Source organism: Pantoea vagans (genome assembly GCF_004792415.1).
In the GTDB taxonomy this organism is placed as follows: domain Bacteria; phylum Pseudomonadota; class Gammaproteobacteria; order Enterobacterales; family Enterobacteriaceae; genus Pantoea; species Pantoea vagans.
This window is the reverse complement of record NZ_CP038853.1, coordinates 1,442,435-1,465,674: the sequence shown is the minus strand read 5'-3', so window position 1 is coordinate 1,465,674 and position 23,240 is coordinate 1,442,435. Positions and strand designations below refer to the sequence as shown.

Genomic DNA, 23,240 nt, shown 5'->3' with positions numbered 1-23,240 from the left:
CCGCCTTCCCGATAAAGCCGGAAGGCGGCAACGTTAGCGCAATTAAACTTCTTCGCTGAACTGCGGCACCGGATTACGGAAGCTGCGGGTCACGAATGCCAGGTAGATAATTCCGATGGCGGCCCAGATCAGGCCCAGCTCCATAGAACTCGCTTCCAGGTTTACCCACAGCGCACCGACAGTCAGTGCACCCAGCAGCGGCAGCAGCAGATACTGAACGTGATCTTTCAGCGTGCGGTTACGCTTCTCACGGACCCAGAACTGCGCGATTACCGACAGGTTAACGAAGGTAAACGCCACCAGCGCACCAAAGTTAATCAGCGCGGTAGCCGTCACCAGGTCAAAGTTAATCGCCATCAGCGCAATCGCACCGACCAGCAGCACGTTGAGCGACGGGGTACGCCATTTTGGATGGACATAACCGAAGAAACGCTCCGGGAACACGCCATCACGGCCCATCACATACATCAGACGCGATACGCCAGCGTGCGCCGCCATACCGGATGCCAGTACCGTGACCACCGAGAAGATCAGGATGCCGACCTGCAGCGCTTTACCGGCCACGAACAGCATAATTTCAGGCTGTGAGGAGTCCGGGTGCTGGAAGCGGGTGATGTCCGGGAAGTAGAGCTGCAGGAAGTAAGATGCCGCGATAAAGATCACACCGCCAATCAGCGCCGTCAGGAAAATCGCGCGTGGAATAGTACGTTCTGCATCTTTAGTCTCTTCCGACAGCGAACTGATGCCATCAAAGCCCAGGAACGAGAAGCAGAGTATGGTTGCACCGGTAATCATCGGCACCACATGCGCATTCTCAGACCAGAACGGACGGCTGCTCACCAGCGTACCGGAGCCGACGCCGCTCGCCACACCGTAGATCACCATGCCGGTGATCCCGACCATGACAACCACCTGCAGCACCACAATCACACTGTTGAAGTTGGCGACGGTTTTGATGCCCTTGAGGTTTGAGAGCGTCATAAAGCCGACCAGCAACACCACGAAGATCCACGACGGGATGCCCGGCACCAGCGATTCGAAATAGTTTTTAGCCAGCAGGATGTTGATCATCGGCATGAACAGGTAGTCCAGCAGTGATGACCAGCCGACCATAAAGCCGACGTGCGGACTGATCGCCTTCTGAGCGTAGGTATAAGCGGAGCCCGCAGAGGGGAAGCGGCGTACCAGCTTACCGTAACTCACGGCAGTGAACAGAATCGCAATCAGCGCGAAAGCATAAGCAGTGGCGACGTGACCATCGGTCAGCCCGGAAACGATTCCAAAGGTATCGAACAGGGTCATAGGCTGCATGTAGGCTAAGCCCATCATGACGACCGGAAGTAACGTAAGCGTCTTTTTGAGTTGCGCACGCTGCGGTGCGGCGGAGGTATTAAGCGACATGCTTCAGTCCCCCATGTGCGACAACCTGGCTGGGCTGGGTCACAGGGCAACTGCGCATTAAGCGACAGGGAGTAAGGTTAGCGGTTGACGCGGCGCCGTAGTCATCACGAAAACGCGTACCAGCGTTGGCTGGCAGAGTGAAAAACATCCCCATCTTTGTAATCCTCAATCTCACGCTTACGCGTGTTTTCAGTGTTTATCTATCCGGGTGCGTGCCCGGCCTCGGTTAAGTCAGCAAAAACGCTCTGTTAAAACTGGATGCAAAAAAATAACCGGCGCGTTAAGCGTCGGTTATCATCTGATTTTGCAGGCCGCGTATTCTGCCCTAACCCGTGGCAGTAATACAAGCCGTTGGGGCACCTTATGCAAAAAAAAGCGCGACAAAGTAACGCTGAGAAGCCCATCAGGCGTTTTTCAGCATCCAGTCTATTTCCGTAGACGTAATCAGTCGTTCAAACTGCATCAGTTCATAGTTTTTGCAGCTGTGCCAGACGCTGGCAAAGCGTTCGCCTAGTAACTTCTGCAGCGGATAGCTGCTGTCAAACTCATACAGCGCATCGCTCTGCCGGATCGGCAGGGCCAGCCCTTCGGCATGGTGTCCGTTGCCGGTGACCGGATTCGGCAATGGCAGTTGCGTATCCAGCCCATGCAGCATCCCGGCCAGGATAGCCGAGACGACCAGATAGGGATTGGCATCAGCGCCCGCCACCCGATACTCAATACGATGGTTGTCGATATCTCCGCACGGCACGCGCAGCGCGACGGTCCGGTTGTTATGCCCCCACGAAGCCTGCAACGGCACATAGGCTTCAGGGACAAAGCGGCGATAGGCATTCACGTTGGGTGCCAGCAGCGCCATTGACGCGGGCATCAGGTCGATCATGCCCGCCAGCGCACGCTTCATCAGCGGTGAATCACTGCCATCATCGCAGGCGAAGGCGTTGTGATCGGCGGCATCCAGCATGCTTATATGCACATGCATCCCGCTGCCTGCGTACTCCTCGTAAGGCTTCGCCATAAAGGTGGCGGTCATGCCGTGATTTTCCGCGACCTGACGAATCAGGCGCTTCAGCTGCACCGCATGATCGCAGGCACGCAGCACGTCGCGGGTATGATGCAGGTTGATCTCAAACTGTCCGGGCGAGGCTTCCGCCAGCGCGCCATCAGCCGGTATGCCCTGCTGACGGGCCAGATCGTCAATATCGCGCAGGACATCAGCGAAATGATCGAGATTATCGACCGAGTAGACCTGGCTCTGCATATTGCGCTCATCGCTGCCAGGCGAACAGGGCGGCTGGATAAAGCCTTCAGCATCGCGCTTCTTGTCCACCAGATAGAACTCCAGCTCTACCGCTACCACCGGAAACAGACCTCGGTTGCGCAACTGTTGCCACAGCCGGTTGAGGACATTTCGGGGTTCAACGTCAAAGGGAGTGCCATCTTGGTTGCACATGGTTAACAGCAGCTGCGCGATGTGTTTAGGGTCAGAGGCGGAGGGAACTAACGTGCCGCTAACGGGCAGGCAGAGATTATCGGGTTCACCAAGAGACTGGCCGAGTCCCGCTTCTTCCACCGTGTTGCCGAGGATATCCATGGCAAACACTGAGGCGGGGAAATAACATCCTTTTTCCAGCTTAGGCAGCGCAGAGACCGGAATGCGCTTGCCGCGGAACACACCATTTAAATCATTTAACAGGATGTCGACATACTGCGTTTCAGGATGGCGCTCCAGCCAGGCTTTCACCTCAAGCTGGAACGCGCTGGTTCGTTTCTCTTCACTGTGAAGCGTGAAGTCTTCCACTTCTACCAGGTTAGTCATGATCTCACCCGCCCCTATTAGGTTTGCGTAATGCTCAAAATAACAGCCACACCACTAACATAGCGCCAACATAAAAAGTGTGCAAATGTAACAAATCTGTTTGAAGAACAAACAGCAGATTGCTAGATTGAAAAAATATTGCACACTTAACCGCCAGATGTGCCCTTTCGGTAGATATTTCGACCAGTGATGCGAGGACGTAAGATGGGCATTATTTTTGACAAACCGTTGATTGGCGTAGTGATGTGCCAGAAAGATCTGGGCGGCCATGCGACTCAGACGGTGCATAACAAATATATTGATGCGATTGTCCTGGCGGGTGGCGTGCCTCTCGCCCTGCCCCATAGTCTTATTAATGCGCCTCATCTATCAGAAAACGCTATGGCTGTGCTGGATGGTCTGCTGTTCACCGGCAGTCCCAGCAATATCGAACCCTGGCATTATGGCGAAGCCGGTGAAGAACCGCACGCCGATCCGGGCCGCGACCGTCTCGCCTTTCAGTTAATCACCTGGGTCACCAGCCATAAAATGCCGATGTTTGGTATCTGCCGTGGACTGCAGGAGCTGGTGGTGGCCAACGGTGGCGCGCTGTGGCGGGATCTCAGTGAGCAGTCAGAATTTCAGCGTCATCATGAAGATGAGACGCTGCCACTGGATCAGCAGTATGCGACAGCGCATCCAATCGCTATCGAACCGGATGGCCTGCTGGCAACGCTGCTGGACAGCAGCAAGCCGCTTGCGGTCAATTCTCTGCATCATCAGGGCGTACGTGAACCGGGGCCGCAGCTGCGCGTTGAGGCGCGCGCGCCGGATGGCCTGATTGAGGCGGTGAGTCTGCGTCATCATCCCTTCGCCCTCGCGGTGCAGTGGCATCCCGAATGGCAGCCGGAAAGTACGGCGGGATCGCAGGCATTGTTCAGCGGCTTTATTCAGGCCGCCATTCGCTATCACAGGGGAAAAGCAGATGAGTGATGTCACGCTGGCACCGGGACGACGGCTGGCGCAGATTCGGCAGACGATGGGATTGTCGCAACGTCGCGTTGCTGAACTGGCCGGACTGACCCACAGCGCCATCAGCACCATAGAGCAGGATAAGGTCAGCCCGGCGGTCAGCACCCTGCAGAAACTGCTGAAAGTCTATGGGCTGTCGCTGTCGGAATTCTTTTCGGAACCTAAACCCCACGCAGAGCCAAAGGTGATTGTCCGCGCCAGCGATCTGCTGGAAATTGGCAGCCAGGGTGTGTCGCTGAAGCTCATCGACAATGGCCGTGCGCAGCGCACGCTGGGCATGCTGCTGGAAACCTATCAACCCGGCGCCAGCACCGGCGAGAAGCTGCGTCATCCGGGCGAAGAGACCGGCACGCTGCTGGAAGGTGAAATTACGCTGGTCATTAACGGTCAGCAGTTTCATCTCTCCGCCGGAGAGAGCTATGTCATTGATACCGGCTTACCGCACAGCTTCACCAATAGGGCTGAAATCCCCTGCCGCATTGTCAGTGCCCACACGCCAGCCAACTTTTAGGCGCTTCCCGGAGGTTGTTATGAATTATGTGGAAAGTTATTACGCAGCGACCGCCAATCCGCATGCGCCCTGGCCGATCTTACAGGAGAGCATTCAGTACGACGTCTGCATCATTGGCGGTGGTTTTACCGGTCTCTCAGCGGCGCTGCATCTGACTGAGGTGGGCTACGACGTGGTCGTGCTGGAAGCGGCGCGTGTCGGCTTTGGTGCCAGCGGGCGAAACGGCGGTCAGGTGGTGAACTCTTACAGCCGCGACGTGGATGTGATTGAACAACGCTACGGCAAAGAGAGTGCCCGCATGCTGGGCAGCATGATGTTTGAAGGCGCTGAGATTATCCGCGATCGCATTAAGCGGTATGCGATTGAGTGCGACTACCGGCCCGGCGGCATTTTTGCAGCGCTGAATGCGAGACAGATGGCCCATCTGCAAAAGCAGAAAACGCTATGGCAGCAGTACGGTAATCATGACCTGGAGTTGCTGGACGAACGCGCTATTCGCCGCGAAGTCGCTACTGAACGTTATGTCGGCGGGCTGCTGGATCGACGCGGCGGCCATCTGCATCCGCTAAATCTGGCGCTGGGAGAAGCGGAAGCCATCCGGCGACACGGCGGACGCATTTATGAGCAGTCCGCAGCGACAAATGTGGTTTATGGCGCACCTAACCGGGTGAAAACCGCTCACGGCGAGGTCAGTGCGACGTTTGTGATCTTCGCCGGTAACGCCTATCTGTCACCCCAACTGGAGCCGCGCCTGAGCAGAAAAAGCATGCCCTGCGGATCACAGATTGTGGCAACCGAGCCGCTGACACCCGACCAGGCACTGTCGCTGATGCCGAACAATTACTGTGTGGAAGACTGTAACTATCTGCTGGATTACTTCCGTCTGACCGCCGATAACCGGCTGCTCTATGGCGGCGGTGTGGTCTACGGCGCGCGGGAACCGGCTGACATTGAAGCGCTGATCCGGCCCAAGCTGCGCCGCACTTTCCCGCAGTTGCAGAACGTGAAGCTGGACTTCAGCTGGAGCGGCAATTTCCTGCTGACACTGTCGCGTATGCCGCAGTTTGGCCGGATGGAGAAGAATGTCTATTTTATGCAGGGCGACAGCGGTCATGGCGTCACCAGTACCCATCTTTCCGGCAAGCTGATTAGCGAAGTATTACGCGGCGATGCCGAGCGGTTTGACGCATTTGCCCGCCTGCCTCACCTGCCGTTCCCGGGTGGCCGACGCTTTAAGGTGCCGCTGACAGCGATGGGCGCGGTGTGGTATGCGTTGAGGGATCGGCTGGGGGTGTAAGACTAAGGGCCAGGCATTACGTCTGGCCAGCCGGATAAAGGTCTTTCTGAGGGGCACATTCTGTCCTGCAGAATAGGATAAATAAGTATGTTGTAACTATGTAGGCAGCGAAACAGAGGTGTTTCAGCGGGGGCACCCTGCCCCCACACCAACGTCAGCCGCCTGTCACTCCAGCGGCATCTTCACCGGATCGTCATAGCGATACTCGAAGCCGAGTTCATTACAGATACGGGATCCATCTATCAGCTTGCCGCTGTCTTTGACGGCCTCTGGCGCAAACTGCGGCGGCTGCAGACCAAGCTGGCGCGTAACTGCGGGATAGAAGGTGTCGCGCGTCGGATGTTTCGGCGCACTAAGGTTGTACACCCGGCCGCCTTTTGGCGACTGCAGCAGCAGCGTAATCGCCTCGACCACGTCATCCAGATGCACCAGATTCACGCCCTGCGAGCCATTCGCCACGTCCTGCTTACCGGCCAGGAAGCGTCCCGGATGGCGCTTTGGCCCGACCAGACCGGACAGACGCACAATATCCACGCTGGTTCCCGGTAGATCGTGCAGCCAGCTCTCCAGCTTAACCAGCGTTTTACCGGCTACCGTTTCGGCGGTCAGCGGGCTGTTTTCCCGTTTAATGCCAGAGCTGCCGCCATAGACTGACGTTGAGCTGGTAAAGATGATGCGTGGCACTTTATACACCAGCGCGGTATCGACCACATTCTGCACCGCCTGCAGATAAGCTTCGCCGCCTTCCGCAGTACGGCTGGCAGGTAACGTGACAATTAATGCATCGACGTTAAAGAGCGGCTCGATATCGGCAGCATCACACAGCAGTTCCGGTGTCAGCTCCAGCTGGAACGCCTCAATGCCGCAGCGGCGTGCGGCTTCAACACCGTCTGGCGTGGTTTTGCTGCCGGTAACCTGCCAGCCTCGCGCCGTTAACGCCGTGGCCAGCGGCATACCCAGCCAGCCCAGTCCCACAATCGCGACCTTCTTCATTTTGACTCCTGACGTGAAACATCAATCCTGACTTCACCGTAGTTTGCCCCCGTATTGCAAACCAGAACAACCTGTTTCAGCGCTTTCCGAACCGGCTGTTTAAAAAAGTGTTGCCAAGTGCTCCCATCTTCGCTAGGTTAAACCCCACAAATGAATACTCATTCATCGACGAGATTAATATGACACGCGTTCAGTTCAACCATCATCACCACCATCATCCTGACTAGTCTTTCAGGCGATTGGTGCTGGAAGACTTTCAAGATCTTCCAGTGGTGTGAACGCAAGAGAACCCCCGGAAGATCGTCTTCCGGGGGTTTTTTTATGGGCTGACGCAACCACACTTTCAGGACAGGATTAAGAGGACAGGAACCATGTTAGATAACACCCGTTTACGCATAGCTATGCAGAAATCTGGCCGTTTAAGTGATGATTCACGCGAACTGCTGGCGCGCTGCGGCGTTAAAATCAACCTTCAGCAACAGCGCCTGATTGCGTTTGCGGAGAACATGCCGATCGACATCCTGCGTGTGCGCGATGACGATATCCCTGGTCTGGTCATGGATGGTGTGGTCGATCTCGGCATCATCGGTGAAAACGTGCTGGAAGAGGAGTTACTCTCACGCCGCGCTCAGGGTGAAGACCCGCGCTACTTTACGCTGCGCCGCCTGGATTTCGGCGGTTGCCGTCTCTCACTGGCAATGGCGACAGACGCCGAGTACACCGGCCCGGAATGCCTCGATAAATCCCGCATCGCCACCTCTTATCCGCATCTGCTCAAACAGTACCTCGACAAGAAAGGCGTCAGCTTCAAAACCTGTTTATTGAACGGTTCAGTAGAAGTAGCGACCCGCGCCGGCCTGGCGGATGCCATCTGCGATCTGGTCTCCACCGGTGCCACGCTGGAAGCGAATGGCCTGCGTGAAGTGGAAGTCATCTATCGTTCAAAAGCCGTCCTGATCCAGCGCGACGGCGAGATGCCCGCCGCCAAGCAGGAGCTGATCGACAAGATGATGACCCGTATTCAGGGCGTGATTAAAGCGCGTGAATCGAAGTACATCATGCTGCACGCGCCGAGTGAGCGGCTGGAAGAAGTAATCAGCCTGCTGCCTGGCGCTGAGCGTCCGACCGTTCTGCCGCTGGCAGGCGATGTCAGCCGCGTGGCGATGCACATGGTCAGCAGCGAAACCCTGTTCTGGGAAACCATGGAAAAACTGAAAGCGTTGGGTGCCAGTTCAATTCTGGTGCTGCCTATTGAGAAGATGATGGAGTAAGCCATGGCCTTTTCTACCCCGATTGAGTGGCAGCAGTGCACCCCCGAACAGCAGCAGGCGCTGCTATTGCGTCCTGCCATCGCCGCCTCTGAAAACGTCACGCTGACGGTGCGCAATGTGCTGGAGCAGGTAAAGCTGAACGGTGATGACGCGCTGCGCGAGTTCAGCGCCCGCTTCGACAAGGCGCAGGTTGAAAATCTGCGTGTGACGCCGCAGCAAATCGCAGAAGCCAGTTTACGTCTGAGTGACGAGCTGAAGCAGGCGATGGCCGTCGCAGTGGGTAATATCGAAACCTTCCACAACGCGCAGATTCTGCCGCCGGTAGATGTGGAAACGCAGCCCGGCGTGCGCTGCCAGCAGATCACCCGCCCGGTGAAATCGGTCGGGCTCTACATTCCTGGCGGTTCCGCCCCGCTCTTCTCTACCGTACTGATGCTGGCGACGCCTGCCCGCATCGCCGGTTGTGGTCGCGTGGTGCTCTGTTCGCCCCCGCCGATCGCCGATGAGATCCTCTATGCCGCGCAACTGTGTGGTGTAGAGGAGGTCTTCCAGGTCGGTGGCGCGCAGGCTATCGCCGCGCTGGCCTTTGGCACTGAAACCGTACCACGCGTCGATAAGATTTTTGGTCCGGGTAACGCCTGGGTGACCGAAGCGAAACGTCAGGTGAGTCAGCGACTCGATGGCGCAGCCATTGATATGCCTGCCGGGCCGTCAGAAGTGCTGGTGATTGCCGATGAAGGTGCCACGCCCGCGTTTGTTGCCTCCGATCTGCTTTCACAGGCCGAGCACGGTCCCGACTCGCAGGTGATTCTGCTGACGCCTTCACTGACGCTGGCAGAAGCAGTCGCGGAGGCGGTTGAACAGCAGCTGGCGCAGCTGCCGCGTGCGGCAACGGCGCGTCAGGCGCTGGAGAGCAGCCGCCTGATCGTGGCGCGCGACCTTGAGCAATGCGTTGAGATTTCCAATCTCTACGGCCCGGAGCACCTGATTCTGCAGACCCGTCAGCCGCGCGATCTGGTTGAGTCGATCACCAGCGCCGGTTCAGTCTTCTTAGGCGACTGGTCACCGGAGTCTGCGGGCGATTACGCCTCGGGCACCAATCACGTATTACCGACCTACGGTTATACCTCGACCTGTTCCAGCCTGGGCCTGGCCGATTTCCAGAAACGCATGACGGTGCAGGAGCTGACGCCGCAGGGCTTCCTGAATCTGGCCGCCACGATTGAAACCCTGGCCGCCGCCGAGCAGCTGGATGCCCACAAGAATGCCGTCACCCTGCGCGTTGCCGCACTGAAGGAGCAAGCATGAGTCAGGATATTGAGCAGCTGGCGCGCGCGAATGTGCGTGCCCTGACGCCCTATATGTCGGCGCGTCGTCTGGGTGGCAACGGTGATGTCTGGCTCAATGCCAACGAATTCCCGCTGCCGGTGCCGTTTGAGCTGTCGCAGCAGACGCTGAACCGTTATCCGGAATGTCAGCCTAAGCTGGTGATTGAGCGTTATGCGGCTTACGCGGGTTTAACGCCAGAGCAGGTGCTGGTCAGCCGTGGCGCGGATGAAGCCATCGAACTGATCATGCGCGCCTTCTGTGAGCCGGGGCAGGATGCCATTCTGTTCTGCCCGCCCACCTATGGCATGTACAGCGTCAGCGCCGAAACCATCGGCATTGAATATCGTACCGCGCCGGCGTTGAGCGACTGGCAGCTGAACCTGCCTGCTATCGCCGAACAGCTGGATGGCGTCAAAGTCGTTTATCTTTGCAGCCCGAACAACCCGACCGGCAACCTGATCGATCAGGATGACATCCGCCAGCTGCTGGCGATGACCGCCGGTAAAGCGCTGGTGGTAGCCGATGAAGCCTATATTGAGTTCTGCCCGCAGGCGACGCTGACCGGCTGGCTGAAGGATTATCCGCATCTGGTGATCCTGCGTACCCTTTCTAAAGCCTTTGCGCTGGCGGGCCTTCGCTGCGGCTTCGCGCTGGCGAATAAGCCGGTGATCGACCTGCTGATGAAGGTGATTGCGCCCTACCCGCTGGCGACGCCGGTTGCCGACGTCGCCGGACAGGCGCTGAGTGAGCAGGGCATTGCATTGATGCGTGAGCATGTGGTCCAGCTGAATGACAATCGCAGCTGGCTGCTGGCTGAACTGGCGCAGCTGGCCTGCGTTGAGCAGGTGTTCCCCAGCGAAACCAACTATGTGCTGGCGCGCTTTACCGATTCCCCAAAAGTCTTCAAAACCTTATGGGATCAGGGCATTATCCTGCGTGATCAGAACAAAAATCCGGGCCTGTCGGGATGCCTGCGCATCTCCATCGGCACGCGTGAAGAGTGCGAACGAGCGATCGCCGCGCTGCAAGCCTTTTCTCTGGAGCAAGCATGAGTCAGAAGACCCTTTTTATTGACCGCGACGGGACGTTAATCTCTGAGCCGCCTGAGGATTATCAGGTCGACCGACTGGATAAGCTGGCGTTTGAGCCAGACGTTATCCCGGCGCTGCTGGCGCTACAGGCCGCCGGTTATCGCCTGGTGATGATCACCAACCAGGATGGGCTTGGCACCGCCAGTTTCCCGCAGGCGGATTTCGATGGTCCACACAATCTGATGATGCAGGTCCTGACCTCACAGGGCATTGCGTTCGACGATGTGCTGATTTGCCCGCACATGCCGGACGATCACTGCGACTGCCGCAAGCCGAAAACCAGAATGGTGCAAGCCTGGCTGGCAGAAGGCGCGCTGGATACCGCCAACAGTTATGTGATTGGCGATCGTCTGACCGACGTGCAGCTGGCGGAGAACATGGGCATTCAGCCTATACGTTACGGCGCTGACGGCGAGAACTGGCAGACCATCCAGCAGCGTCTGACTCAGCGTGACCGCCATGCGCTGGTGCAGCGTAATACCAAAGAGACCCAGGTTCGGGTCGAACTGTGGCTGGATCGGGAAGGCGGCAGCAAGATTAATACCGGCGTGGGTTTCTTCGACCATATGCTGGACCAGATTGCGGTACATGGCGGCTTCCGCATGAACATTGAAGTGAAAGGCGATCTCTATATTGACGATCACCACACGGTGGAAGATACCGGTCTGGCGCTGGGCGAAGCATTGCTGAAAGCGCTGGGCGACAAACGCGGTATTGGCCGCTTTGGCTTTGTGCTGCCGATGGATGAATGCCTGGCGCGGTGCGCGCTGGATATCTCCGGCCGTCCGCACATCGAGTTCAAAGCCGAATTCAACTATCAGCGCGTGGGCGACCTCAGTACTGAGATGGTCGAGCACTTCTTCAGCTCGCTCTCCTACGCCATGATGAGCACCCTGCATCTGAAAACCAAAGGCAAGAATGACCATCATCGCGTCGAAAGCCTGTTCAAAGCCTTTGGCCGTACGCTGCGCCAGGCGATCCGCGTTGAGGGTAATACCCTGCCGAGCTCGAAGGGAGTGCTGTGATGAACGTGGTGATCATGGATACCGGTTGCGCCAACCTCTCGTCGGTGAAATGGGCGATTGAACGTCTGGGCTATACCCCGGAAGTGAGCCGCGATTCCGATGTGGTGCTGCGCGCCGACAAACTGTTTCTGCCAGGTGTCGGTACCGCGCAGGCGGCAATGAATCAGCTGGAAGAGCGTGACCTGATCGATCTGGTGAAAGCCTGTACCCAGCCGGTGCTGGGCATCTGTCTGGGTATGCAGCTGCTGGGACGCGGCAGCGATGAAAACGGCGGCGTGCCGACGTTGGGCATTATTGATGAGCCGGTGTCGCTGATGGACACCCACGGCCTGCCGCTGCCGCACATGGGCTGGAACCAGATTACCGCGCAGGCGGGCAATCATCTGTTCCGTGGCATCGATGAAGGATCATATTTCTACTTCGTCCACAGCTATGCCATGCCGGTCAACGCCAGCACCATCGCTCAGTGTCATTACGGTGAAGCCTTCACCGCCGCGGTGCAGAAAGATAACTTCTTTGGCGTCCAGTTCCATCCGGAACGCTCGGGCAAAGCGGGCGCGCAGCTGCTGAAAAACTTCCTGGAGATGTAATGATTATCCCCGCGTTAGATTTAATTGACGGCAAAGTGGTTCGTCTGCATCAGGGCGATTATGGCCAGCAGCGTGATTACGGCAGCGATCCGCTGCCACGTCTGCAGGATTACGTCAGCCAGGGCGCGACCGTCCTGCATCTGGTGGATTTAACCGGTGCGAAAGATCCGGCGAAACGCCAGATTGCGCTGCTGAAAACCCTGCTGGATGGCGTTGACGTCACGGTGCAGGTCGGTGGCGGCATTCGCAGCCGTGACGATGTGCACGCGCTGCTGGAAGCGGGCGCGAGTCGTGTGGTGGTCGGTTCCACCGCTGTGAAAGAGCCTGAAGAGGTCAAACGGTGGTTCGCGGAGTTTGGCGCAGAGGCGATTGTGCTCGCGTTAGATGTGCGTATTGATGCCAGTAACCGCAAAGAAGTGGCGATCAGTGGCTGGCAGGAAGCGGCGGGCGTCACCCTGGAAGAGGTAATTACCGATTTTCAGCAGGTGGGCCTGAAACACGTGCTCTGCACCGACATTTCCCGTGACGGCACCCTGAGCGGTTCCAACGTCGCGCTCTATCAGGAAGTGACGGCGCGCTTCCCGACGATTGCTTTTCAGTCATCGGGTGGCATTGGCGACCTCAATGATATCGCCGCACTGCGCGGCAGCGGTGTTCAGGGCGTGATTGTCGGGCGTGCGCTGCTGGAAGATAAATTCACAGTTTCGGAGGCGATCTCATGCTGGCAAAACGGATAATTCCCTGCCTGGACGTACGTGACGGCCAGGTGGTCAAAGGCGTACAGTTTCGTAATCACGAGATCATCGGCGACATCGTGCCGCTGGCACAGCGTTACGCCGCCGAAGGTGCCGACGAACTGGTCTTCTATGATATCACCGCCTCATCTGATGGCCGGGTTGTCGATAAAAGCTGGGTGTCGCGCGTCGCGGAAGTGATCGATATTCCGTTCTGCGTGGCGGGCGGCATCAAAACCCCGGAAGACGCAGCGCGCATTCTGGAGTTTGGTGCGGATAAGATTTCAATTAACTCGCCAGCGCTGGCCGATCCCACGCTCATCACCCGCCTCGCGGACCGGTTTGGCGTGCAGTGTATCGTGGTCGGCATAGATACCTGGTTTGACGAAGCCAGCGGCAAATATCAGGTGAACCAGTATACCGGTGACGAAGCGCGTACCCGCGTAACACAGTGGGAAACGCTGGAGTGGGTGCAGGAAGTGCAGAAGCTGGGCGCAGGCGAGATCGTGCTGAACATGATGAATCAGGATGGCGTGCGTAACGGCTATGACCTGGTGCAGCTGAAGAAAATGCGTGAAGTCTGCAACGTGCCCCTGATCGCCTCGGGCGGCGCAGGCACCATGCAGCACTTCCTGGAGGCGTTTACTGAGGCTAACGTCGATGGCGCCTTAGCCGCCTCGGTATTCCATAAGCAGATTATTAATATTGGTGAGCTGAAGAGCTTTCTGATCGACAACGGAGTGGAGATTCGCGCGTGCTAACTCAACAACAACAGGCTCTTCTCGACTGGGATAAAACAGAGGGCATGATGCCGGTCATCGTTCAGCACAACGTCTCAGGCGAAGTGCTGATGCATGGCTACATGAACCCGGAGGCGCTGGAAAAAACGCTGGCAGAAGGCAATGTCACCTTTTTCTCCCGCACCAAAAACCGCTTGTGGACCAAAGGCGAAACGTCCGGCAACTTTCTGCAGGTAGTGAGCATCACGCCTGACTGCGACAATGACACGCTGCTGGTGCTGGCGAATCCGATTGGCCCGACCTGCCATCTGGGCACCACCAGCTGCTTCTCGCCGGCTGTGCCTGAGTGGACCTTCCTTTATCAGTTGGAAGAGCTGCTGGCGTCACGCAAATCAGCTGACCCTGAAAGCTCTTATACCGCACGCCTCTATGCCAGCGGCACCAAGCGCATCGCGCAGAAAGTGGGCGAAGAAGGCGTTGAGACCGCGCTGGCGGCGACCGTCAACGATCGGGATGAGCTGACCAATGAAGCATCAGACCTGGTCTATCACCTGATAGTGCTGTTGCAGGATCAGGATCTCGACTTCAGCGCCGTGATCAATAACCTGCGCGCCCGCCACAAGTAATTGTGCAATAACCTGCTCAGAATTTCGTTTTTATGCAGATTCTGAGCAGAATACTTCTCAAAAATTAAATTAAACGTTATTGTTGAGCATAATATTGCTCAACAGGTGTTGCCATGCTTACGCTCCAGCTATTTATTAAAGGCCGCTGGTATGATGCCGCTCAACTCAATATTCAGCATCCCCTCCAGGGGCGTGAAAGCGCCGCCTTACTTGCTTACGACTTTGACTACGCTGTTGATTATCTTGATCGTAATGATTACGCCAGCTGCAGTCTGAATTATCCGGTCATGCTTATTGGCAGTTATGCCGCACGTCCGTGGTTTACGTTCCTTGATGACATCATACCTGCCGGTGCCAGCCGACGTTACTGGGTTCAGCAACTGGGGTTACAGGGAAAATCTGCGGCTGAACAGGACTACTGGCTGCTGAAATCCGGCACGATTGCGCCCGTGGGAAATCTGCGTATTAAAGAGTCAGTACCCGCATTGCCCGCTCAGAGTCAGCTGCGCGATCGTCGCTTCCCCTCTGAATGGGTCATCGAACGTGACAGTGATTTTCTGGCGTACGCACAGCAAATGGGTGCAGCCAGCGGCGGAGCGACCGGGGCCGGCGGTGAGGCACCAAAACTCTTATTACGCTGTACGCCGGAGGATGAGGTATGGATAGATACCTGGCAGGATGATTTACACAATCAGGATGCCCATTATCTGGTCAAGTATCCGCGCGGAACACGCAGTGCAATCGACTGCGATATACTTCGCGCCGAATACCACTACTATCATGAACTGGAGGCAATGGGATTCGACACAATTCCTTGTGAGCACATGAAGTTGCGCGAAGGTAGCCGTTATCCTTCCTTATGGTTGCCTCGCTTTGATGTAAGTTACATTGAGGGCGAAAAAGTGATGTATGGCCTGGAGTCTGTCTATTCGATACTTCAAAAACCGCCGGGCAGCTATCTCAATCATTTCGAGGTGATCCGCACTCTACTCAAACGACTTAATCCTGAAAGGGCTGTGCAGGAGGGATTCGTGATTGAGTGGGTAAAACGCGACATGCTGAATATTGCGTTTGGCAATTCTGATAATCATGGCCGTAACAGCGCAATCCTGAAACAGAACACCGGTATGTGGCTTGCACCCATCTATGATTTTGCCCCGATGAAAGCCGATCCCGAAGGCGTGGTACGAACGACGCAATGGGGATCACCGTTTGAAGAGGGGGGACATTATCAATGGCAGCTGATTGCTGAGGCTTTAGATGATCTGATCCCCTCTGACAGATTACTGGCCGAACTGGCCGCGCTGGCCCGCCAGCTAACCGGACTCAGAGAGCGCCTGCAGCAGCGAGGCGTTCCGGCATCAATTCTGACTATGCCAGCGATGGGATTCGATTATCTGGATCAGCGTATTGAAGGCTGGCAACTATGAAAAAAACGCTGTCACCTTTTGAACGTGAAGCGATGCTGCTGGATCTTCTTCAGCAGTTTCTTGAAGAGAAACTGTCACAGGGCGAGCTCCTGATGCAGCTTCGCAAAAACGTGCTGGGGTTCTCTCAGGAACGTTATGCCGCGCTGGCAGGGATTAGCCGCCGGACACTGTCAGATATCGAACAGGACAGGGAGAATACCACGCTGGCTACCCTCAACCGGGCGCTTAAGCCGCTGGGTCTGAAAACCGGCATCGTGCCGCGTCAATCGCATATGCTGCAGACACTGATGATGCAACTGACCGCAGGAGAGAACCGTGACAACCCATGAAAAATTAATCGCCCTGCTCGACCAGCATCAGGCGCGCTATCGCCTGATGCAACATGAGGCGACCGGTAAATGTGAAGCCGTCGCGGCAATACGCGGCACCGAAATCGGCCAGGGCGCCAAAGCGCTGGTCTGTCATGTGAAAGGCAACGGCGTTAAACAGCATGTCCTGGCGGTGTTACCGGCCGATCGGCAGGCCGACCTGGGCAAAGTCGCCGCGGCGGTCGGTGGACGCCGGGCCTCACTCGCCAGTCCGGCGGAGACCGATCTGCTGACCGGCTGCGTGTTTGGCGCTATCCCACCGTTCAGCTTTCATCCCGACCTCAGACTGGTGGTTGATCCCGCGCTGTTTGAGCGTTATCCGGAGATCGCCTTTAACGCCGGTCTGCTGGAGTGCTCGGTGATCCTGAACACCGAAGATTACCGGGCGCTGTGCAAAGCTGACGTGATTGAGATAACGCAGTAATTGCCATCCCGGCAGCCCGGCGATACTCTGCATAATCACTCATCACGACAGAATAAGAGCAAAATCATGAACATTTTTACTCAACGCCTGCGCCAGACGCTGGCTGTGGCGGTTATGGCAGGCTGCGCGTTTAGCGCTCAGGCAAAAGTTGAACAGGTGCGTTTTGCGGTCGATCCGACCTATCCGCCGTTTGAATCAAAAACGCCACAGGGCAAGCTGGTCGGCTTTGATATCGATCTGGGTAATGCGCTCTGCACGCAGATGCAGGCGAAATGCGTCTGGGTTGAAAGCCAGTTTGACGGCATGATCCCGGCGCTGAAAGCGCGTAAGTTTGACGCCATTCTGTCTGACATGGGTATTACCGAAGAGCGCCTGAAGCAGATCGATTTTACCGTGCCGCTGTATGACACCCACACCCAGTTGATTGCCCGTAAAGGCGCCGGCATCCTGCCCACCGTCGAGTCTCTGAAAGGGAAAACGGTCGGCGTGGAACAGGGAACGGTTCAGGAGCGTTATGCGCTGGCGAAATGGCAGCCCTACGGTGTGACCGTGGTGCCCTATGGCGATCAGGCACAGGTTGAAAGCGATCTGGTTTCAGGCCGACTGGATGCCGTCTTTACCGACGCGGCACAGGCAGCGATTGGCTTCCTGAAGCATCCGCAGGGCAAAGATTTTGAACTGGCTGGCCCGATTATTCAGGATCCGATTATCGGCCCCGGCACGGCAATTGGCCTGCGCAAAGGCGATACCGAACTGAAAACGGCGCTGGATAACGCCTTTGCCGAAATCAAAAAGAATGGCACCTTCGATCAGATTCAGAAGCGCTACTTCGCCACGGATATCTCTATTCAGCAGTAACCTCGCGGTCGCCCTTTTTCGTCCTCACCGCGATCCGGCACTATACTCTAACTTTTTCGGGACGGCGCGCTGTCGTCCTTTGCCGATTAAAGGACATTAACACGGTATGCATCAACAACATCATCCACTGTTAAGCGCCTCTTTAGGCACCCAGCGTGAAATCATCAGTTTTCACTTTGCTGAGGACAATGAACGTCAGGTTTATATCCAGGCTGCGCTGCATGGCGACGAACTGCCCGGTATGGCGGTGGCCTGGTATTTAAAGCAGCGGCTGCAGGCGCTGGAGTCCGCCGGACAGCTTAAAGCTGCATTTACCCTGGTTCCGGTAGCTAATCCGCTGGCACTGGGACAGCACTGGCACGGCACCCATCTGGGCCGCTTTCATACCCTCTCCGGTCAGGACTTCAATCGCCGTTTTCCGTCACTGGGCAATACTCTGGCTGCAGGGCTGGCTGAGAGTCTGACCCAGAGTGAATCACAGAACAGGAACCTTATTCGCGATGCGATTGATCGTCATTATCGCGATACCGTGCCAAAGACCGAGCTGGATGCGCAGCGCTATACGCTGATGCGGATGGCCAGTCAGGCGGATCTGATGATTGACCTGCACTGTGACTGGGAAGCTGTACCGCATCTCTACACCACGCCTCATGCCTGGCCGGACATTGAGCCGCTGGCGCGCTGGTTAGGCAGTGAAGTACAGCTGCTGGCGCAGATCTCCGGTGGTGAACCATTTGACGAAGCCTGCTGCGAACCCTGGCTGACGCTGGCAGAGCGGTTCGGCAAGGATTACCCGATGCCGCGCGGCTTATTGCCGGTGACGCTTGAGTTGCGTGGTGTCCGTGATGTGTCGCCTGAACAAGCGGAGAAAGATGCAGATGCGATTATTTCGGCGATGCAGGAAGGCGGCTATATCGGCTACAGCGAGCCATCGATTTCAGTAGAGGTAGCTGCGCCCGTTATTGGTGGTGATGAACTGGTTCCGGCCAACGCGGGCGGTGATGATGTTGTGGCGATCAATGACGGGCCGATTGGCTTAACCGTGCCTGACGTGGCTGAAGCACCGGGAGAAGCAGGTGTGATTAAAGAACGTCATAGCGAGGGAATGGCGACGGCCTCCCCTGCCCTGAAAAACCCCGCTACGCCGTTATCAGGTTGTGAATACATTCATTCGCCGGTGTCAGGGCTGATCCTGCACCGCAAACCGCTCGGTGCGCAGATTCGCCCGGGAGAAGTAGTGGCTGAGATTATTGATCCGATTACGGACCACATCACCCCACTGGTGGCGGAGCATGGCGGTATTCTCTATGCGAGACACTGGGTAAGGTTTGCGACGGCAGGCATGCTGGTTGTGCGGCTGGCGGGAGAGCGGGAGATTCGGAGCGGGGATTTGCTGGTGGGATAAAAAAAGGGCTTCCCGGAGGAAGCCCTTTTCAACAACAAATGCCAGAATTACAACACCATACTTAACAAAAACATCGATTATAAAACATTATAAAATTCATATTGTTGCAGGAGAATCTTATTTAACCAGTGATGACGCAAATTTTCGAAAAATCCCTATCAAAATAAATGTCATACAGATTATAAAACTCCATCCCTTGACTGCAGTATAGGTCTAACCAAAATAGTTATACTGCTGAAAAAACCTGGCAACCAATATATGGGTTAAATTATAAAAAATGGATAAGGCTAATTTTTGACAGTCTTGCGACAGAAATCAACAAATTGCTGTTCCACGGTTTCCCAGCTGAAATTCTGTGCTGTCCTGTATCCATTATTAGCTAAGCGCTTACATAACTCGGCATCATCGGTAACACGTTCAAGAGCCTCCTGAAGCCCGTCAGGCGTCACTAATAAAGCATTCTCACCGTCCACAGCCATATCATGGAAAGCAACACAAAGATTGTTAGCGATAACTGGTTTTTTTGCCAACCACGCTTCAAGAAGAACTATACCGAAGCTTTCGCTGGTGCTCATATTTACCAGCGCAAGACACTCCAGAAGCGCACCCCTGACAACTTGCCGGGGTTGTCTTCCCAAATAGGTAACGAATGGCGAATCAAGTTCGATACCATCGTCGTCAGGACCAATCATAACTACGTTAATTTTTTTGCCAGACTGGTTTATTTTTTCTACCGCCTGTACAACTGAACGATAGCCTTTTGCACCAGATTTACGCCCCAGTATAAGGACAAAATTCCGCTTATCTTTGTAAATCTCTCTGAAAGCGTTGCTGTCACTCTCAGAAAACTCTTCATGTATATCTGCCCCGCCGGGCAGATAGGTTGAGCTACAGCCTCTGGAAGTATAGAACTCACTGGCAGCTTTAGGGACCGTCAGAACTTGCGTAGCGTTGCGAGCTGCTTCCATCAAATCGGGAAAATGATAATAATCATCATCAAGATGAGCATGAGGAATCAGAAGCGAAGGAACATTGTTCTGTTTCGCCATTTCTAATGCAAACACGGCAGGTTTAAAAACAATATTGTGTGTAACGACCAGGTCATATTTACTAACATTGGAGGATATAAAATCTTCCATTGATGGTGAATGAGGACCTCTCATGGCTGTAAGATTGATATTAAGAGGAAATCTTGTTTCCTCTGCCGCTTCAGATAGCGTTGAAAAAACTTCATCTGCTGGGATACGACTTTTGTCTGCCAACACCGGACGGGTGATATCAATCAATTGGTCGTTAATTTTTAATTCATGAAGAATGAAAGCCAATGGACGAGGGTCATGACTATTTGTGAAAGGTGATGAAGTGAAGATTTCTAAAGCACCGCTCTCAACAGCAATGTTAAGGGAGAAACTTCCTTCCACTTCACTATAAGAATAAATTGCACCAGATTCAGCCTGCAAAGTTAGCATCGATTTTACAGGGGCATATCCTTTAATCAGAACATTCCCTGCACTTGAAGCATAAATACAGCAGGATGAGTATCCCCAACGATAGGCTTCTGATGCAACTCCTTCGACATCAGACCAACCCCATGCAAGACCATCATATAGGCTTATATTCGATTTTTGAAAAACAGCTTTTTCAAAAGCGGGTTGTATACGCCATGCCGAGTGCAGCGCTTTATTGGTCCTGGTTTCTAATTGTTGTAATACAGGAAAACGAGCAAATCTCAAATTCGACATTTCAATGGGTGCGCCAAGTGCAGAATCGAATTCATAGTTTTCCATAAATCTTGCATTATTGTTTATCTTACTAACTTCACTTGTTACAACGTCAATTTCAAATTCGTCAGTATCGCCTAATGCCTTAAGAAAACGTTTTAAGTTCGACTCCGCCCCGCCCAACTCAGGATGTGTGTAGCGATATGTAACGAAAAGAACCTTACGTTTAGGCTTCTCAAGATTCTCTAACGCGCCAACAAATTTTCGGGCGATCCCGACCATAGAAAGTTCTGACAAAAAAATGTTCTTTCTTTCGTGACGCATTTTCTCAGAAAAAATAGAATCTGAAACACTGAGATTGTTTATAACGTCGGAGAACTTGTCAGTCTCAGCTAATGCGATATGCTTTTTGATAATGTCTGGGTAGCCACGAAGGCCAAAACCGGTGCTGACTACAAATAACCCATTAGCAAAGAAATCTGCAAGTTTAATATTTGATCCACTCCCTGTGATAACTGGGTTAATCGCAAAGAGGGAATTACTGAGGATCGCACATTTAGTTTCCTCGTCAACCACGCCCCACAGCACCACATTTTTGGCTGGCTTAATGGCAATAGCATTACAGACTGAGCCGACAATGTTGAACTGGACATCAGGACAAAGGGGAACAACGTGCTGCAGTAAAAAATTAACTGCATCCACATTGGGCATATGAGCAGAGCCAAGAAAAACAGCTGATTTACCATCCAGTTTGCTCTTTACGTCTTCGTTAATGCTTTCACTAATACTCACAGGCACTTGCGAACCATTACGAACGACAAGCATCGGCCCCGAAGCACGTTTGCCAACGAGCATGCTATACGCATCGTCTTCAGAAACAGCAATAGTCATAGCCGCTTTTTCAACTGCATTTTTTTCGACGATAGTGACCATGTTAACTAAATAATCTTTACAAGGATTCCATTTATGCAGTTCAGATTTTAGTTTAGTTTCATCGTTCTGAGATGAATAAACAAATCGATCATGAAATTTGATTGGTAATGGAGTCATGTAAGGATGCTCGACAATAATGTACCTTGCTGCTTTTTTTATTATATTATAGACAGAGACAAGGAAATTATTACTTGTACAATGATTGCTTGCAATAATATCATCACAGGAGATATGAAACTGTGAATTTAATTTATTTACTTCCTGCAAATGTGCATCAGTCTTTGGCAGGCTGATTACATGCGTTTTCTGGTCGTACTGATATGAGTGAATTTTATCATCATCGGAAAAACACAAAAAGACCACATTGGCAATATCATTAACTGCCTGATATAAGCCTCTGGTTCGGGTCGCTCCTCCTCCAACGCCTGAAAAAGAATTGTAATCATTTAAAACCAATGCAAAATTTTGGTTCTTCATATTCAGAAGATGAAGTTGTGGCAATAATTTTTTTACTATTGCTTCCCAGGTATAGTGAGTTGATGCATATGATTTCCCCTCAACCCCAATATCTAATGTATTGCTAAAGGATTTTTCGCTAAGAATTTCATTTATTCTTTCTGGAAAGTTATTTAAATCACTTTCAATATAATGTTTTCCAGGCTGAGTATTGAAACCACGCATACCAAAAGATGTTGATAAGATAGGCAGCCCATAGGAAAAATAATCGAGTGCTTTGATATTAGATCCACTGCCAGATAGCATTGGGTTTAAGGCTATGCTGGCATTAGAAAACAAACGCACTTTTTCAGCATCAGTTACGCGACCATGTCGTATAACATTGCTAGCGTAATTCCCTTCTGGGAGACATCCACCAATAATATCAAATGTAACCTGTGGACATTTAGGCGCAATATTTTCTGCTATATGCAATGCTGCAGAAACATTAGGTAAATGAGCACTTCCTACAAAAACAGCTGAGTGTTTCTTTTTTTCAGATTGAGGTAATGGTACTTTTGCCTGCTCAATCATCCCGTTTGGAGAATAAAACATGACAGATTCTTTATGTGGTGCTAACTCTTTAAAAGATTCGTAGTCACCGTCTCCACAGTACAAAATAAGATCTGCATGCTCTAGTAATTTCTTCTCCGCTTTAGCGACTATGTCGACAATAGGCTTTGACTTTTCTGATGCATGCAATGAGCTGTACAGAACTGTTTCACAATTGTGAGAATTATAAACTCTCGGTTTATCATCGAACCCCATAAATATGTCAAAATCGACAGTAAATGGAAAGTCATGGATAATAATATCTGCAGTTTCATATTCCTGAAGATAGGCTGCATGCATTAATGTTGGGTAAGCAGCACTTGCAGCAATAGCAGGAGCAGAAAGATCACCATGACCTTTAGTCAGATGCTCCGATAATTCTGCCCAACAATTCATGAAATAATTGTCTTTAGGAATTCTGCGCTCAACAAATGTAGCAGTATGATAAATCACTTCTTCACTAACATCAGGATGTGTGGACGTCAGCAAAGTAATATGATGATACTTGCTTAATACTTTATAAAAGTTATAAAGCTTTGATTCTCCGCCGTTGGATACTGGTACGAAAGCAGGAAAAAAGTTAAGAGCGAGTATTTTTTTCATTATTTATAATCCA

Annotated in this window: 21 protein-coding genes and 1 other annotated feature; of the genes, 17 read left to right on the top strand and 4 right to left on the bottom strand. The window is 53.6% G+C overall.

Features of this window, described 5'->3' with window-relative positions; all coding sequences use genetic code 11:
• Positions 1–42: 42 nt before the first annotated feature.
• Both EGO56_RS06805 and EGO56_RS06800 read right to left on the bottom strand, forming a co-directional pair.
• Entirely contained in the window at positions 43–1,401 is a 1,359-nt protein-coding gene (locus tag EGO56_RS06805) for an APC family permease (RefSeq protein WP_135908154.1), read from the bottom strand.
• A 403-nt stretch (positions 1,402–1,804) separates the two neighbouring features.
• The gene (locus EGO56_RS06800) at positions 1,805–3,220 is read right to left on the bottom strand and encodes a glutamine synthetase family protein (RefSeq protein WP_135908152.1); all 1,416 of its coding nucleotides are present in this window, start codon (positions 3,218–3,220) and stop codon (positions 1,805–1,807) included.
• A gap of 204 nt (positions 3,221–3,424) precedes the next feature.
• On the opposite strand from EGO56_RS06800, the gene puuD reads away from it, so the two are divergent.
• The 3 genes from puuD to EGO56_RS06785 are packed head-to-tail and all read left to right on the top strand — an operon-like array spanning position 3,425 to position 6,039.
• Positions 3,425–4,192 (top strand): gamma-glutamyl-gamma-aminobutyrate hydrolase, encoded by a 768-nt coding sequence (puuD, locus tag EGO56_RS06795; RefSeq protein ID WP_135908150.1) that lies wholly within the window; start codon positions 3,425–3,427, stop codon positions 4,190–4,192.
• Complete coding sequence (gene puuR / locus EGO56_RS06790) at positions 4,185–4,742, top strand: HTH-type transcriptional regulator PuuR (RefSeq protein ID WP_013358432.1); 558 nt, start codon at positions 4,185–4,187, stop codon at positions 4,740–4,742. Before puuD ends, puuR begins: the two co-directional genes overlap by 8 nt.
• Before the next feature lie 19 nt (positions 4,743–4,761).
• On the top strand, positions 4,762–6,039 hold the full coding sequence (locus EGO56_RS06785) for an NAD(P)/FAD-dependent oxidoreductase (protein WP_135908149.1): 1,278 nt from the start codon (positions 4,762–4,764) through the stop codon (positions 6,037–6,039).
• 165 nt (positions 6,040–6,204) lie between these two features.
• On the opposite strand, the gene EGO56_RS06780 is transcribed toward EGO56_RS06785, so the two are convergent.
• On the bottom strand, positions 6,205–7,032 hold the full coding sequence (locus EGO56_RS06780) for an SDR family oxidoreductase (RefSeq protein WP_135908147.1): 828 nt from the start codon (positions 7,030–7,032) through the stop codon (positions 6,205–6,207).
• A 179-nt stretch (positions 7,033–7,211) separates the two neighbouring features.
• Between EGO56_RS06780 and hisL the strand changes: the two genes are divergently transcribed.
• The 14 genes from hisL to EGO56_RS06710 all read left to right on the top strand — a co-directional run bounded on the left by hisL (position 7,212) and on the right by EGO56_RS06710 (position 18,923).
• Positions 7,212–7,259: a his operon leader peptide gene (hisL, locus tag EGO56_RS06775; protein WP_100396937.1), complete on the top strand. Its 48-nt coding sequence runs from the start codon at positions 7,212–7,214 to the stop codon at positions 7,257–7,259.
• Positions 7,235–7,355 (top strand) — a sequence feature (His leader region). It overlaps the preceding gene by 25 nt.
• A 48-nt stretch (positions 7,356–7,403) precedes the next feature.
• Positions 7,404–8,303: an ATP phosphoribosyltransferase gene (hisG, locus tag EGO56_RS06770; protein WP_004571317.1), complete on the top strand. Its 900-nt coding sequence runs from the start codon at positions 7,404–7,406 to the stop codon at positions 8,301–8,303.
• A 3-nt stretch (positions 8,304–8,306) separates the two neighbouring features.
• Positions 8,307–9,611, top strand: coding sequence for a histidinol dehydrogenase (gene hisD / locus EGO56_RS06765; RefSeq protein WP_135908145.1), 1,305 nt, complete (start codon positions 8,307–8,309; stop codon positions 9,609–9,611).
• Positions 9,608–10,684 carry a histidinol-phosphate transaminase gene (hisC, locus tag EGO56_RS06760; RefSeq protein ID WP_135908143.1) on the top strand — a complete coding sequence of 359 codons (1,077 nt, stop codon included), beginning with the start codon at positions 9,608–9,610 and terminating at the stop codon, positions 10,682–10,684. The genes hisD and hisC overlap by 4 nt, the downstream gene beginning before the upstream one ends.
• The gene (gene hisB / locus EGO56_RS06755) at positions 10,681–11,748 is read left to right on the top strand and encodes a bifunctional histidinol-phosphatase/imidazoleglycerol-phosphate dehydratase HisB (RefSeq protein ID WP_135908141.1); all 1,068 of its coding nucleotides are present in this window, start codon (positions 10,681–10,683) and stop codon (positions 11,746–11,748) included. The genes hisC and hisB overlap by 4 nt, the downstream gene beginning before the upstream one ends.
• A complete protein-coding gene (gene hisH / locus EGO56_RS06750) occupies positions 11,748–12,338 on the top strand; it encodes an imidazole glycerol phosphate synthase subunit HisH (RefSeq protein ID WP_033733213.1) in 591 nt (196 codons plus the stop codon). The genes hisB and hisH overlap by 1 nt, the downstream gene beginning before the upstream one ends.
• Positions 12,338–13,075: a 1-(5-phosphoribosyl)-5-[(5-phosphoribosylamino)methylideneamino]imidazole-4-carboxamide isomerase gene (gene hisA, locus EGO56_RS06745; RefSeq protein ID WP_135908139.1), complete on the top strand. Its 738-nt coding sequence runs from the start codon at positions 12,338–12,340 to the stop codon at positions 13,073–13,075. Before hisH ends, hisA begins: the two co-directional genes overlap by 1 nt.
• On the top strand, positions 13,057–13,833 hold the full coding sequence (hisF, locus tag EGO56_RS06740) for an imidazole glycerol phosphate synthase subunit HisF (protein ID WP_033783632.1): 777 nt from the start codon (positions 13,057–13,059) through the stop codon (positions 13,831–13,833). Before hisA ends, hisF begins: the two co-directional genes overlap by 19 nt.
• Positions 13,827–14,438 carry a bifunctional phosphoribosyl-AMP cyclohydrolase/phosphoribosyl-ATP diphosphatase HisIE gene (hisIE, locus tag EGO56_RS06735; RefSeq protein WP_135908137.1) on the top strand — a complete coding sequence of 204 codons (612 nt, stop codon included), beginning with the start codon at positions 13,827–13,829 and terminating at the stop codon, positions 14,436–14,438. The genes hisF and hisIE overlap by 7 nt, the downstream gene beginning before the upstream one ends.
• 113 nt (positions 14,439–14,551) lie before the next feature.
• Positions 14,552–15,868, top strand: coding sequence for a type II toxin-antitoxin system HipA family toxin (locus tag EGO56_RS06730; RefSeq protein ID WP_135908135.1), 1,317 nt, complete (start codon positions 14,552–14,554; stop codon positions 15,866–15,868).
• The gene (locus tag EGO56_RS06725) at positions 15,865–16,197 is read left to right on the top strand and encodes a helix-turn-helix domain-containing protein (protein WP_135908133.1); all 333 of its coding nucleotides are present in this window, start codon (positions 15,865–15,867) and stop codon (positions 16,195–16,197) included. Before EGO56_RS06730 ends, EGO56_RS06725 begins: the two co-directional genes overlap by 4 nt.
• On the top strand, positions 16,184–16,660 hold the full coding sequence (locus tag EGO56_RS06720; RefSeq protein WP_135908131.1) for a YbaK/prolyl-tRNA synthetase associated domain-containing protein: 477 nt from the start codon (positions 16,184–16,186) through the stop codon (positions 16,658–16,660). The genes EGO56_RS06725 and EGO56_RS06720 overlap by 14 nt, the downstream gene beginning before the upstream one ends.
• A gap of 66 nt (positions 16,661–16,726) precedes the next feature.
• Positions 16,727–17,518 (top strand): ABC transporter substrate-binding protein, encoded by a 792-nt coding sequence (locus EGO56_RS06715; protein ID WP_135908129.1) that lies wholly within the window; start codon positions 16,727–16,729, stop codon positions 17,516–17,518.
• A 106-nt stretch (positions 17,519–17,624) separates the two neighbouring features.
• On the top strand, positions 17,625–18,923 hold the full coding sequence (locus tag EGO56_RS06710; protein WP_135908127.1) for a succinylglutamate desuccinylase/aspartoacylase family protein: 1,299 nt from the start codon (positions 17,625–17,627) through the stop codon (positions 18,921–18,923).
• A 287-nt stretch (positions 18,924–19,210) separates the two neighbouring features.
• Here EGO56_RS06710 and EGO56_RS06705 read toward each other — a convergent pair whose 3' ends face one another.
• Positions 19,211–23,227 carry a glycosyltransferase gene (locus EGO56_RS06705; protein ID WP_135908125.1) on the bottom strand — a complete coding sequence of 1,339 codons (4,017 nt, stop codon included), beginning with the start codon at positions 23,225–23,227 and terminating at the stop codon, positions 19,211–19,213.
• Positions 23,228–23,240 lie beyond the last annotated feature (13 nt).

Bases quoted from the DNA above. Each gene is read 5' to 3' on its own strand.
- EGO56_RS06805 (WP_135908154.1), bottom strand. From the start codon at position 1,401: ATGTCGCTTAATACCTCCGCCGCACCGCAGCGTGCGCAACTCAAAAAG.
- EGO56_RS06800 (WP_135908152.1), bottom strand. From the start codon at position 3,220: ATGACTAACCTGGTAGAAGTGGAAGACTTCACGCTTCACAGTGAAGAG.
- puuD (WP_135908150.1), top strand. From the start codon at position 3,425: ATGGGCATTATTTTTGACAAACCGTTGATTGGCGTAGTGATGTGCCAG.
- puuR (WP_013358432.1), top strand. From the start codon at position 4,185: ATGAGTGATGTCACGCTGGCACCGGGACGACGGCTGGCGCAGATTCGG.
- EGO56_RS06785 (WP_135908149.1), top strand. From the start codon at position 4,762: ATGAATTATGTGGAAAGTTATTACGCAGCGACCGCCAATCCGCATGCG.
- EGO56_RS06780 (WP_135908147.1), bottom strand. From the start codon at position 7,032: ATGAAGAAGGTCGCGATTGTGGGACTGGGCTGGCTGGGTATGCCGCTG.
- hisG (WP_004571317.1), top strand. From the start codon at position 7,404: ATGTTAGATAACACCCGTTTACGCATAGCTATGCAGAAATCTGGCCGT.
- hisD (WP_135908145.1), top strand. From the start codon at position 8,307: ATGGCCTTTTCTACCCCGATTGAGTGGCAGCAGTGCACCCCCGAACAG.
- hisC (WP_135908143.1), top strand. From the start codon at position 9,608: ATGAGTCAGGATATTGAGCAGCTGGCGCGCGCGAATGTGCGTGCCCTG.
- hisB (WP_135908141.1), top strand. From the start codon at position 10,681: ATGAGTCAGAAGACCCTTTTTATTGACCGCGACGGGACGTTAATCTCT.
- hisH (WP_033733213.1), top strand. From the start codon at position 11,748: ATGAACGTGGTGATCATGGATACCGGTTGCGCCAACCTCTCGTCGGTG.
- hisA (WP_135908139.1), top strand. From the start codon at position 12,338: ATGATTATCCCCGCGTTAGATTTAATTGACGGCAAAGTGGTTCGTCTG.
- hisF (WP_033783632.1), top strand. From the start codon at position 13,057: ATGCTGGCAAAACGGATAATTCCCTGCCTGGACGTACGTGACGGCCAG.
- EGO56_RS06730 (WP_135908135.1), top strand. From the start codon at position 14,552: ATGCTTACGCTCCAGCTATTTATTAAAGGCCGCTGGTATGATGCCGCT.
- EGO56_RS06725 (WP_135908133.1), top strand. From the start codon at position 15,865: ATGAAAAAAACGCTGTCACCTTTTGAACGTGAAGCGATGCTGCTGGAT.
- EGO56_RS06715 (WP_135908129.1), top strand. From the start codon at position 16,727: ATGAACATTTTTACTCAACGCCTGCGCCAGACGCTGGCTGTGGCGGTT.
- EGO56_RS06710 (WP_135908127.1), top strand. From the start codon at position 17,625: ATGCATCAACAACATCATCCACTGTTAAGCGCCTCTTTAGGCACCCAG.
- EGO56_RS06705 (WP_135908125.1), bottom strand. From the start codon at position 23,227: ATGAAAAAAATACTCGCTCTTAACTTTTTTCCTGCTTTCGTACCAGTA.